The following is a 13,172-nucleotide window of genomic DNA, read 5'->3' as shown; positions in this document are numbered from 1 at the left end:
TTCAATTTTAATTGTGATTACAGGTCTGTTACGCAGCCCTGCGATGCATCTGCCACAGATTTGGCATATTTATAAAGAACTCCGCTTTTCACTTTGTATTCAGGCTGATGAAAACCGGCTTTTCTTTTTGCAATTTCTTCATCCGACAGCAATGTATTGATGGTATTTTTTTCTGCATCGAGCTCGATGAGGTCTCCGTCCTGTATAAGGCCGATCAGTCCTCCTTCAAATGCTTCCGGTGTGATGTGTCCTACAACAAAACCGTGGGTTCCTCCGGAAAATCTTCCGTCTGTGATCAGTGCTACATTTTTTCCTAAGCCGGAACCCATTAAAGCGGAAGTTGGCTTCAGCATTTCGGGCATTCCGGGAGCGCCTTTCGGACCTTCGTTTTTGATAACGACAACGTTTCCTTCTTTGATTTTTTTGTCTTCAATTCCTTTGATGAATTCTTTTTCGCCATCGAATACAATGGCTGTTCCCCTGAAATAGTTTCCTTCTTTACCTGTGATTTTGGCTACGGAACCTTTTTCGGCAAGATTTCCATAGAGTATTCTGATATGTCCTGTTTCTTTGATGGGATTTTTGATATCGTGAATAATATGCTGATCTCTTTCAATAATGGAGGTGACATGTTCGAGATTTTCTGCAATGGTTTTGCCTGTTACAGTAAGACAGTCGCCGTGTAGCAATCCCAGATCCAGCAGATATTTCATTACAGCAGGCACTCCCCCTACTTTGTGAAGGTCTTCCATCAGATATTTTCCGCTGGGTTTGAGGTCTGCCAGAAACGGTGTTTCATCGCTGATCCGCTGAAAATCATCCAAAGTCAGATAGTATCCTATTGATTTTGCAATGGCAATAAAATGCAGTACAGCATTGGTGCTTCCGCCTAAAATCATAATCAGTCTCAAAGCATTTTCAAAGGCTTTTGGTGTCATGATATCGGAAGGTTTGATGTCTTTTTCCAAAAGAATTCTGATGTAATGTCCCGCAAATTGGCATTCTTCTTTTTTCTCGCGACTGAGCGCCGGATAGGAAGAAGAATACGGAAGACTCATTCCCAGAGCTTCAATAGCAGAAGCCATAGTATTTGCGGTGTACATTCCGCCACAGGCTCCTGCACTCGGACAGGAGTTTTGAATGACTCCCTGAAAGTCTTCTTCTGAAATTTTTCCGGCAATTTTATTTCCCAGAGCTTCAAAAGCAGAAACGATGTTCAGATCCTGACCTTTGTAATGTCCGGGAGCAATACTTCCGCCATATACCATAATGGAAGGTCGGTTCAGTCTTGCCATTGCGATGAGGGAACCGGGCATATTTTTGTCGCATCCGGGAACGGTGATGAGCCCGTCGTAATACTGTCCTGCGCATACAGCTTCTATGGAATCTGCAATAATGTCCCGGCTTACCAGAGAATAGCGCATTCCGTCTGTACCGTTGGTCATTCCGTCGCTTATTCCTATAGTATGAAACATTAAACCCACCAAATTCTGTTCTTTTACTCCTTTTTTCACGATTTCAGCGAGGCTGTTGAGATGCATATTGCAGGTGTTGCCATCGTAACCCATGCTTGCAATACCGATCTGCGCTTTGTCGAAGTCTTCTTTCTGAAAACCAATACCGTAAAACATTGCCTGAGTTGCGGGCTGCGTCGGGTCTTTTGTAAGGGTTTTGGAATATTTGTTCAGTTCTGTACTATGCATTTTGTAAGTTTGATTTCAGATATGAATAATTTTCTTCTACGACCAAATGACGGTAAGCCTGCTGAATTTTCGCTGATAAACTGTCTTCCCAATCGATTCTGAAGGGGATATTGTCCAAAGATTCCAGAGCAACAATTTCTGCCGCCGTTCCACAGAAAAATGCCGCATCTGCGCCCTGCATTTCTTGTGGCGTAAACAATTTTTCTTCGTACGAAATCCCTAACTGATTACATATTTCGAACACCGTGGCTCTTGTAATCCCGGGCAAAATGTTTCCTTTTGCCGGCGTGAAAAGTTTTCCGTCTTTTTCGTAGAATACGTTTGCGCCAGAGCTTTCTGCCACATTTCCTTTTTCATCCAGAACAAGCGCTTCGTCAAAACCTTTGTCTTTGGCTTCCTGACACGCCAAAATAGAGTTTACATAATGTCCGCTCACTTTAGCTTCTATCTTGAATGCTTTCGGATTGGGGCGCTGAAAGGAAGAAGTCATAATTCTCAGTTTATTTGCCAGATAACCGTTATCCCAATTCCATGCTTCAATAACAAGGTAGCTTTTCTGTCCTTTTGAAAGGGACATATTGGGAGAACAGATAACTAAAGGACGGATATAGGCATTGCTCAAATTATTAATTTCCAGTAATTTATAAGTAGTCTCTACCATTTCCTCAGTAGAATAATGGAAAGGCATATGAATTGCTTCTGCTGATTTTCTCAGTCTGTCATAATGTTCTTCTGCTTTAAAAATTTTAGTTCCATTGGCTGTTTTATAGGATTTAATGCCTTCAAAAACCGCGTATCCGTAGTGTAATGATTGACCGTACAAATCGGTCTTTGCTTCTTTTGCTTTTACATATTCTCCATCAAAGAAGAGAACACTGTCGTCATTGTAATACATTCTATATCGTTTTAATTTTTATTTTGGTGTATCTTTTAAACAAAAAACCATCCTCGTGATGAGAATGGTCTGTAGTATTTCAATTTCAAAAATTATCACAAGCCATTGCCCATCACCGAAACCCGATAATGACAAGAATGACAAGAATAATAATTGAGTTATTCATTTTGCTTGTATTTAACGATACAAATGTATAAACTAATTTTGAGACAGATTTACTTTTTCGTAAAAATTCTACCCTAAAATTATCAAAAATCCATAAAAACCGATCTTTTTTACGATATTCATCAAAACATAATAATTCATAACCGACTGATTGTTAAAGTTTAAAGCGGAATAAAAATACGACGTCTAAAATTTGCTAAAAATCATGTATCGGGATTATCTTTTAGAGTTTTTCTGGATTTTTTACCGTCATCAATAAAAAAATCTACCGGATCCGGTAGATTTAGATATTATAATATTAACCTGAATTCGAGATAAGAAGTGTTTAAATTTTGCTTATCCTTAATTTAACGTGAATGAGCTAAGCTATTATTTTTATATTTTAAGTCTGTTTAAACTTTTATTTAACCGCAAAAGATCTACTAAATTTTTTATTTAAAGTTGATAATTATAAATGAAAAAGATCACAATAGTTTTTAAAAATCTTTGATTTTATTCTTTTGAGCGCTTTGATTATTCTGAAAATTCGCTTTAACATTATCTTTTGTCTCTTTTGCGGTTAATTCTGAAATTAGTTTAAACAAGTTTTTTATAATCTTTATTCCGAACTTGGGTAATTTTAGAAAATCAACTAAAGTATTTCTCTTTTTATCAGAAATGCACCTGCTGAATTTCTTTTTCAATTTCTTTTGGGGTATCTTTTTCAGATTTAACGAAAAGAAGTGTGAGAACAGCTCCTAAAACCATACAGATTCCGCCCACTACAATATAATCTATTGCCATTTTACCGAAAATTCTGCTAACAATTGGTCCTCCAAAAACTCCGTTAATGATTTGAGGAATTACAATAAAAAAGTTGAAAATCCCCATGTAAACGCCCATTTTCTTTTGTGGAATTGAGTCAATAAGCATCGCATAAGGCATTGCCAGAATACTTGCCCATGCAAAACCTAATCCGACCATGGAAATCCACAGGTAATTAATGTCTTTTATAAAGTACATGGAAATCAGTCCGAAACCTCCACTTGCCAAAGCCAGCGCGTGAGTCTGTTTTTTACCGATAAATTTGGCAATCGGTGTTAATGCAAACGCAAAGAAAATGGCGTAGAAATTATAACTTCCGAACAGGCTTCCCGTTAAATCTCCGGCTTTATTAAATTCCGCTGAATGGGTATCTTCCGGAGAAAGCCCGAAATGATGCGTCGCCAAAGCACTCGTTGTAAAAACCCACATGGTAAATAATGCAAACCATGAGAAAAACTGAACAATTCCCAGTTTTTTCATCTGTGAGGGTGCATTGGCAAAATCTTTGAAAATATCCGACATTTTGGATTTTTCTTCTGCGATTTCCTTTCCACCTTCAAATGAAGCAAATTCTTCAGGAGAATATTCTTTGGTGGTAATAATTGTATATAAAATTGATATTATAAGTACGGCTGCTCCGATGTAAAAAGAATAGATGACATTATCTGCTACAAATCCTTTGGGAGCTTCATTAGAAATTCCTAATTTGGTAAGCCAATTTGGTAAATCTGAACCGATCACCGCTCCAATTCCTATCAAAATTGTCTGAACAGAAAAACCAATCGTCGCCTGATGTTTTGGAAGCATATCTCCCACCAGAGCACGGAAAGGTTCCATTGCCACATTGATAGAAGCATCCATCATGGCCAGAAAAATAACCGCCATCAGTAAAACGTTTGCAGCCATCATTTGTGTTGCCGAAGCGGCATTGGGAAGCATTACCAATCCGATGGCGCATAAAACGGCTCCTATTAAAAAGTAAGGTTTTCTTCTTCCCAGCGGACTCCATGTATTATCTCCCATATGACCGATGATCGGCTGAACAATAAGTCCTGTAACGGGTGCTACGAGCCAAAACCATGATAATTCATGTACATCGGCTCCGAAATTTGCCAAAATCCGGCTTGCGTTTCCATTTTGCAGACCAAAAGCCATCTGGATTCCCAGAAATCCCATGCTCATATTGATAATCTGAGCCATGGATAAATTCGGCTTTTTTACTTTTCCAAATTTTCCTGCATCTGCTTTTCTTATCATTTCTGCCATTATTTCTTCAGTTTTTGGATTAACATCTCTTCAATCGGTGCTTTTTCAGCGACAACTTTGTCTACAACTTCATTTGGAACGGTTACAGAGAGTACGTACTGTTTTACTTTCCATATTCCGTTGATTTTTTCAACCACTCCTGAACCGCGGCAGATTTTCATCTGGGTATCTAGTAATTCATCAAACCAAGCAAGTTTTCCGTCTTTGCTGAAGTAGATATTTCTTTTCAGGGAAGTAAAATTCCATGTTTTCTTTTTATCGAAATAGGGTTTTGCCCAAATCATAAAGGCTTTTTTGTTCCAGACTTCTGTAGCATCTGTCCCGATAAAAACAGATTCGTCGGCAAAATAATTAAAGTAAGTGTTAAAATCTGCTTTTGCTGCCGCGACATTAAATCCGTCGAGCATGGTTCCGATTTCTGTTTTTTCTTTATTGAATTTTGACTGAGCAGAAATGGATGTAAAACTCAATACAAATAGGATGAATGTAAAGAATATTGTTGTTTTTTTCATGTATAATTTTATTTTTAAACACAAGCGACACTAATTTTTTCACGAATGACACTAATGATTTTAGTATGAAATTTGTGAAAAATTTGGGTTATCCGTGTTTTAATTCAATTCAATAACCATTGATGATTTTGCAGGAATTTTAAAATTGTCCTTTACCGGAAATTCTTTGCCGGAAATGATGTCTTTCCCTTTTGAAAAACCGTTCAGAGATTCTGCGAAATGCTTCACGTCTATCGTTTGTTCCGCATCATTATTATTTAAAATGACCATTACGCTTTCTTTTTCGTTATATCTAAAATACACAAAAACATTATTCTGCGGAACAAAATTCTTTGTTTTTCCTGTATGAATGACTTCTTTGCCTTTTCTCCAGTTCAGCAACTTCTGGGTAAAATCGTAAAATTCTTTTTGTTCAGGAGTCTGAGACGAAGGATTGAAAGCATTGATCTTATCTGATTTCCAGCCGCCCGGAAAATCTCTTCTGATGTCTGCATCGCCCCCTTTGTTTTTGTCGCCGCGCATTCCCACTTCAGAACCGTAATATAGCTGTGGAATTCCGCGAACTGTCGATATTAAAGTCATTGCCAGTTTATATTCCGCAGGATTTCCATTGAAAACTTCGTTAAATCTTTCGGTATCGTGATTTTCAAAAAACACCAAAAGGTTATTGATATTCGGGTACAGGAAATCGCTTGTAAAAACATTGTATAATTTTACCATTCCGGAATCCCAACCGTCTTTTTCTTTCAAGGCTTTCGGCAGATCAGAATATAACGTAAAGTCCATTACAGAAGGAAGATTTGAATTATAATTTGCTGCCTCTCCTATTTTAGAATCTTTTTGCCATGCTGCGATATGTGCGCTGGAGTACAGCCATGCTTCTCCTACAATATTGAAATTAGGATATTCATCTGTAATGGCTTTTGCCCACTTTGCCATGGCTTCTTTATCGTTGTAAGGATAGGTATCTACCCGAAAGCCTCCCAATTCGGCATACTCGATCCACCAGATTGCATTCTGAGTCAAATATTTTAAAACCAATGGATTTTTCTGATTAATATCCGGCATTGTCGTATCAAACCATCCGTCTAAAGCTAATTTTTTATCTACCTCAGAAGCGTTTGTATCAAACTGAGTGGTTGTTTTATAGTTGGAACGTTTAAAACCATTTTCTCCATCACTGAACCAGTGAATCCAGTCTTTTGTAGGCAGATCTTTGATCATCCAGTGCGAAACTCCCCAATGATTGGTTACATAATCCATCAAGAGTTTCATTTTTCTCTGATTCAGTTTTTGGGAAAGTTCTTTATACTCTTCGTTGGTTCCGTAACGTTCATCGATCTTGTATAAATCGGTCTGTGCATATCCGTGGTAGGAATATACTTTTTCGTTATCCTCATTAACGGGAGTAAGCCAGACTGCAGTTGCTCCAAGGTTCTGAATATAATCTAAATTGTTGATGATCCCGCGCAGATCTCCTCCGTGTCGACCTTTAGGAAGATTTCGGTTTGCTTTTTCCGTTAAATTGGGGCTGGAATCGTTTTTTTCGTCACCGTTCGCAAAACGATCGGGCATGATGAGGTACATCACATCTTTGGAAGAATAGGATTCTCTGTTTGAAGAATCAGGGTTTCTTTGCTTTAATTCATAAGTGTAAGAACTTATATTTTTCTTTCCGTTTTTAATATTGATTTTAAACTTCGGAACGTTAATTTCATTGGTATTAACGGTTACAAAAACATAGTTCGGATTTTCAACTTTCTGAATGTCCTTAATCTGAACACCGTCTGAAAGTTCTATTTCGTTTTTAGCAATATCTTTTCCATACACCAGAATCTGAAGTTCCGGATTTTTCATTCCTTTCCACCAGAATGCAGGTTCTACTTTCTGAATCTGTGAAAAAAATAAAGACGATGCACAAAGCGTTGTTATGTAAAAAAGTTTATGACGCATATTTTTTTAATATAATATAAATGATTTTAGTATTTATTTTAGTGGCTGATTAAAAACGGCTTTGTATTGGCTAACTCCAGAAGGATTAAACTCAATTCTCCGATTAGGCATATTCTGAAGTTCATATTCTCCGTTGCGGGTAAATTTTACTTCAGTAAATTTATATCCTGTAATATAAGTGACTTTTACCTGATAAAAACCTTTATTATTAATTTTTTTAAGCTCCATATCCTGATCCCAATTCAAAGGTTTGTCATTCCCTCTGATTCCTACAGAGGTAACTCCTTCAGAATCCGGAATCTCAATTGTATAAATTACAGTCTGCTTATAGGCTTTCTGAACACAACTGAACATCAGAAAACAGGAGATTATAAGAAATACTAATTTTTTCATCGGATCATTTTTTTAGCAATTATATAATCTAACCCAAATCTTCCGGAGCCTAAAATACTATAAAATAAGCTCACCCACATCATTCCCATTGCAGGAAGCATATTCCAGACTCCCTGATTCATCTGCTGAAAAAATGCAGCGACAAACATGGTAATGAAAATAAGCACTGCAAAAGGTCTTGTTAATAATCCTAACAATAAAAAAATTCCGCCCACTGCTTCACTGAATGCTCCCATCCAAGCAAAAAACGCAGGAAACATGGCGAAAATACCACCATATTCTGCGACATCATTCGGAAACCAGAAAGCCACTTCAAAAAATTTCAAATTATTGTCTGCGGGAGACCACGGCAAACCGAATTTTGCTGCACCGAAGTCGCTCGTCAGTAAATATCCGCAAACTATTCTTGGAACAGCAAACAGCAGATCCTGCCACCAAAATGGCATCTGAATGGGGGTAAAAATTCTTTTTATCATAGGAACAGGTGTTAAAAAAACCCTACAGAAAATCTGTAAGGTTTTTAGTTTATTAAAATTATTTTACAGGTTTGATAGAGATGGCAAAACCTCCGCTTCGTACCATTTTAAAATTAATTTTAGATTTGCTTGTGATTTCTTTTTTGTAGATGTTATAGCTTTGAGGATTGTTGATGTAATCCGCATCTTTTCCATCTTCGTAAATCGTAGCTTCATATTTTTTTCCTTTGTCTAAGAAAGAAAAATCTACAGTGTAATCACGTTTGTTTTCATCGGTAATTCCACCAACGAACCAGTTTTCAGTTCCTTTTGCTTTTCTTGCCGTGATAATGTAATCTCCCGGTTCTGCCGATAAGATTTTCGTATCGTCCCAGTCTGCTGCAACATCTTTGATAAACTGGAAGGCATCCATGTGCTTTTTGTAATTTTCAGGCAAATCTGCCGCCATCTGAAGAGGCATATACATTACCACATAAAGCGCTAACTGTTTTACTAAAGTTGTTTTTACAAAACGCTTGTCTCCGGGGAAATAGTAATCCAGTTTTGTCTGGAAAATTCCCGGGGTATAATCCATCGAACCTCCCATCCATCTTGTAAACGGAAGAATGGTCTGATGATCGGGATTATTTCCTCCGAAAGCTTCATATTCCGTTCCACGCGCTGCTTCCGCAGAGATATAGTTTGGATATGTTCTGCTTTCTCCTGTCGGACGAACAGATTCATGGGAGTTTACCATAATCTTATATTCATTTGCTTTTTCAGCAATTCTGTAAAAATGGTTGATTGTCCACTGAGAATAATGATGTTCTCCTCTTGGGATCATGTCTCCTACGTACCCTGTTTTCACGGCATCATAACCGTACTTGTTCATTAACTGATATGCTTTGTCTGCCCATCTTTCATAGTTCGTTGCAGAACCTGAAGTTTCGTGGTGCATGATCAGTTTGATGCCTTTGGAATGTGCGTAATCGTTTAACATCTTGATGTTGAAGTCAGGATAAGGAGTGATGAAATCGAAAACAAATTCTTTTGAGTGACCGAACCAGTCTTCCCAACCAACATTCCAGCCTTCAATCAAAAGTCCCTGAAAACCGTTTTCTGCTGCGAAATCTATATATTCTTTCACTTTTGTATTGTTGGCTCCATGTTTTCCGTTTGGTGTCAGTTTAGAAAAATCTGTTACACCAAGACGTACATTCGATTCCGGCTGTCCGTAAGCCCATTGAGATTTTCCGATGATCATTTCCCACCATACTCCCATGTATTTTGTTGGGTGAATGTAAGAAGTATCGGTATATTTTGTTGGCTCGTTAAGGTTAAATAGCATTTTAGAATCCATCACCTCTTCCGCTTTCGGAGCAACGATAATGGTTCTCCAGGGAGTTACGGAAGGAGTCTGAATGTAACCTTTCGCACCCTGTCTGTCTGCTGTAAGATGTGTTTTTAATTTAAAATTCTGTGCATCAACTTCTAAGTGAGAAGCCGGATAATCTAAAACGGCAGCTTCAGCAACATTGATGTATAATGGTTCTTTTCCTTCCTGCTTCAACATTACCGGCGACTGAACGGCATTTTTAATTAAAGTCTGCGAAGCATTTGCATCTGCAGCTTTTGGCCATCTTGCAGGAATTTCAGAAAGTTTTGTTTCCTGATACTGGTATTCCTGAGAATCATAATCTGCAACAATCCACCAGGATTTCATATCTGTAGGAAAATCAATTTCAGAATCTTCTTCTCTGATTACGAAATAGTTGAGATTTTTCTGCTGAGGAAATTCATATCTGAAACCTAAACCATCATTAAACAGTCTGAATTTCACCACGATATTTCTGTCTGTGGAAGTCTGATTAAGCGTCACCGCCAATTCATTGTAATGATTGATATAGTTTTTCTTTTCTCCTAAAACCGGCTGCCACGTTTCGTTTTTAGCATCACGCTTTTCGTCTACTTTGGTAAAACCGTTGTTGAGATCGAATTTTACATCTTCCGGTTTTGCAATTTCTGAGGCAAATTTTATTGAAGTATCTTTAAATAATCTGAGTCCCAATTTGGAATCTTCGACGATCGTTTTCCCGTTATATTTAAGATTGTAATAAGGTACGCCCTGTTTCAACTGGAAATCCATTTCGAACTTTCCATCCGGCGATTTTAAAGATTGTGCATTAACACCCGCAAACATCATAGAGAGCATGATTGCTCCTGCTGTAATTTTCTTCATAATGACTATTTATAGACTTTAAAAATAAAGAAAGTGTTGCCGAAAAGCAACACTTTGCTATGTAAAATTCAATTTAAAATTATTATTGGAAACATGATTTGATTAATTCGCTGGAATTACAGAGAAATCACCTGTCATATCATTAAAATAAACATTATAATTAAATGTTGTTGCTAAAGGGATATTCCCTCCACCCAATAATGCTGTTCCAAAGTACTGCTGAGATAATCCCCAGTTTGTTCCCCAATCATGATTAGCTCTGAACTTAAACTCTCCTGAACTTAACATTACATTTTTCTTCACCCATACATGAGGATCAAAAGTAGATTTCTCTAAATCTAAATCCGTAGACCAACCTCCAGCGGCAGGACCGATTAAAGAAATAGATGTATACGTAGTTGTTGAAGGTGTTACAGGGGTAACAGTATAAGTTAAGGAAGATGTATTAATAGTAACTTTATAATATCCTGACCCACTAATAGTAATATTTCCAGAACCTCCGCTTGTACTTAATATTCCTGCAGATGAACCCATACCATACTGAGGATCCCAAGATCCTGGAGTTTTAATAATTTTAAATCCACCTTGTGCAAAATATCCTGTATAAGTATATACATTGGGAGTTGAGGATTTTAATAATGGGTAAATTTTCGCATTTGTTGCTACATTATCCCATGCTCCTGCTGTAGCATCACCTATTAAGTATAAATCTGTATAAGTATAAATAGGACCATTAATAAATGGTGTAACTTTTAATGAAATTACATTTGAATAGTGAGTTTTACCAACAGCCGTTGACTTTATCCTAACTTCAATATCTGTAGCTGTAACAGATGTAACTCCTAATCCTAAAATTATATTGTTAAGATCATTTCCGATCATACTGTAAGATTTAGCCCCTGCTGAAAGCTCAACAATTTTTGGAGCGGCAAAATTCGTTCCCTTAAGAGCAAATTGCAATTGATTGGTAATTTGAATAGGAACCCCAAAATCTGAGTTTACCCAATTAAATGCAACAGCCTCATTGGCAGACTGATTGTTAATTAAAACAACTGAAGTTTTATTTGCAGAAACTGTTGGGTTTGTCCCATCGTTTACAACAGCTAAATCTTCATCTTTTTCACAAGAAGAAATAATAAATGCTACTGCAAACAGTGTGAATATTTTAAATAAATGTCTCATTTTTAAAAAGTGTTTTTTGTTAATATCCAGGATTCTGAATTAAATTTGGATTCGCAATAATATCTTTAGCCGGAATAGGATAAAGATTTCTAAAATCTTCTACCGCTTTACCATCTTTTACCCCACCTTTCCAAGGCCATAAATATGAAGCTGTTGTAAATTTACCGTATCTGATTAAATCTGTTCTTCTGGTAAATTCCCATGAAAGCTCTCTTCCTCTTTCATCAAGTATATAATCTGTATTGATAGATGCTATAGTACTTGCTCCTGCTCTGGTTCTAAGTGCATTAACATATCCAATTGCAGTAGTAAGATTTCCGCCAGAACCGCCTCTTAATGTAGCTTCCGCATACATTAGATAGATATCTGCTAACCTAAAAACTGCAATATCTGAATCTACAAAGTTACCTGCATTATCAGATCCTGCAACACCAGAACTGGTAACATTTTTATATTTAATAAAACCATATCCATCTGTAAAGGTTCCCAGATCGTTAATTTCTAAGTTTTGACCGTTTGTATAAAAATTACCTCTTTGATCGGAACTGTTGCCTGCAAATAAATTTACGAAAGCCTTTGTAGTTCTAAGACCTCCCCAACCGCCATTGATTCCAAACTGTGAAGCAGGCATACTACCTCCTACTGCAGCGTGTACCATATAAGTAGTTCCTCCATATGTTTGAATTCTCTGTCCGTCAAATGCAATAGGCAAAATTACTTCAGGATTATTTTTGTCGTTATCAGCTAAAAATAAATCTCCGTATTTGGTTTTTAAAGAATATCCAGCCTGAATAACTTTATTACAATAAGTAATACAATCTGTATAATGATTTGAACCATTATAAACTCCAGAATTTAAATATAATCTGGCTAATAAAGACCATGCAGCCGCTTTATCAGCTCTGGCGTATGCATTTGTTTTTGGATCTTTAAGTTGACCTTCTACATCTTTTAATTCAGATTCTACAAAATTGAAAAGTTCTGCTCTCGTAATTCTTGGTGGCGGACTTACTGATCCAGGTAGGTAATCTTCTTTTACAAATGGAACATTACCAAATAGATCAAGTGCATGATAATAAGATAATGCTCTAAGATAACGTACTTCAGCTCTCATATATTTTGCTTCCGTAAGATTAGCTCCTGTAATATTATTTGAAGCCAGTTTTTCATCGGTAACATTTCTCAAAAATTCATTACAAAATGCAATTTCCGTATATATTCTATAGTATAAAGCACTGATAAATTCATTTTGAGAGTCCCAAGTCATCTTATGAATTGTTTGCAAAGTACCATCATTCCATGCGATAACAGCTTCATCTGTTGGCAAGTTTTGCATTGTAAAAAGCTGTCTGGTGTATTGAGAAAAATTTCCATCAATACCATTGATATCGGCATTTCCTCCACCTGATTCCTGACCTCCATTTGCAAAGCCTCCATACACTTTTGCTAAGGCATTAGGGTAATTTGCAAAATCCTTAAAGACACTTACAGAGGTTACATCTGTAATAGGAGACTGTTCAAGATCATTAACACACGAAGTTGTAGCAAGTAGACCAAAAAGTACTACTGCTGTATTTATTTTGTTAAATTTTATTCTTTTCATAC

At 36.9% G+C, this 13,172-nt stretch carries 10 protein-coding genes; all 10 read right to left on the bottom strand.

Annotation, left to right across the window (positions count from 1 at the left end; genetic code table 11):
* Positions 1-17 precede the first annotated feature (17 nt).
* Positions 18-1,703, bottom strand: coding sequence for a dihydroxy-acid dehydratase (gene ilvD, locus BW951_RS12915; RefSeq protein ID WP_076393455.1), 1,686 nt, complete (start codon positions 1,701-1,703; stop codon positions 18-20).
* Positions 1,696-2,598, bottom strand: coding sequence for a branched-chain amino acid transaminase (locus tag BW951_RS12910; protein ID WP_076393453.1), 903 nt, complete (start codon positions 2,596-2,598; stop codon positions 1,696-1,698). The genes ilvD and BW951_RS12910 overlap by 8 nt, the downstream gene beginning before the upstream one ends.
* 816 nt (positions 2,599-3,414) lie before the next feature.
* Entirely contained in the window at positions 3,415-4,833 is a 1,419-nt protein-coding gene (locus BW951_RS12900; protein ID WP_076393449.1) for an MFS transporter, read from the bottom strand.
* Entirely contained in the window at positions 4,833-5,345 is a 513-nt protein-coding gene (locus tag BW951_RS12895) for a nuclear transport factor 2 family protein (protein WP_076393447.1), read from the bottom strand. The genes BW951_RS12900 and BW951_RS12895 overlap by 1 nt, the downstream gene beginning before the upstream one ends.
* Positions 5,346-5,444: 99 nt before the next feature.
* Positions 5,445-7,298, bottom strand: a complete 1,854-nt coding sequence (locus BW951_RS12890) for a glycoside hydrolase family 13 protein (protein ID WP_076393445.1) — start codon at positions 7,296-7,298, stop codon at positions 5,445-5,447.
* A 33-nt stretch (positions 7,299-7,331) separates the two neighbouring features.
* A complete protein-coding gene (locus tag BW951_RS12885) occupies positions 7,332-7,691 on the bottom strand; it encodes a hypothetical protein (protein WP_076393443.1) in 360 nt (119 codons plus the stop codon).
* Complete coding sequence (locus BW951_RS12880; RefSeq protein ID WP_076393441.1) at positions 7,688-8,167, bottom strand: DoxX family protein; 480 nt, start codon at positions 8,165-8,167, stop codon at positions 7,688-7,690. Before BW951_RS12880 ends, BW951_RS12885 begins: the two co-directional genes overlap by 4 nt.
* 58 nt (positions 8,168-8,225) lie before the next feature.
* On the bottom strand, positions 8,226-10,385 hold the full coding sequence (locus BW951_RS12875) for a glycoside hydrolase family 97 protein (protein WP_076393439.1): 2,160 nt from the start codon (positions 10,383-10,385) through the stop codon (positions 8,226-8,228).
* Between the two features lie 102 nt (positions 10,386-10,487).
* Positions 10,488-11,567, bottom strand: a complete 1,080-nt coding sequence (locus BW951_RS12870) for a SusE domain-containing protein (RefSeq protein ID WP_076393437.1) — start codon at positions 11,565-11,567, stop codon at positions 10,488-10,490.
* A gap of 19 nt (positions 11,568-11,586) precedes the next feature.
* On the bottom strand, positions 11,587-13,170 hold the full coding sequence (locus tag BW951_RS12865; RefSeq protein WP_076393435.1) for a RagB/SusD family nutrient uptake outer membrane protein: 1,584 nt from the start codon (positions 13,168-13,170) through the stop codon (positions 11,587-11,589).
* Positions 13,171-13,172 lie beyond the last annotated feature (2 nt).

Source organism: Chryseobacterium gambrini, assembly GCF_900156825.1.
GTDB classification, from domain to species: Bacteria; Bacteroidota; Bacteroidia; order Flavobacteriales; family Weeksellaceae; genus Chryseobacterium; species Chryseobacterium gambrini.
This window is presented reverse-complemented; position numbering and strand designations above follow the sequence as displayed.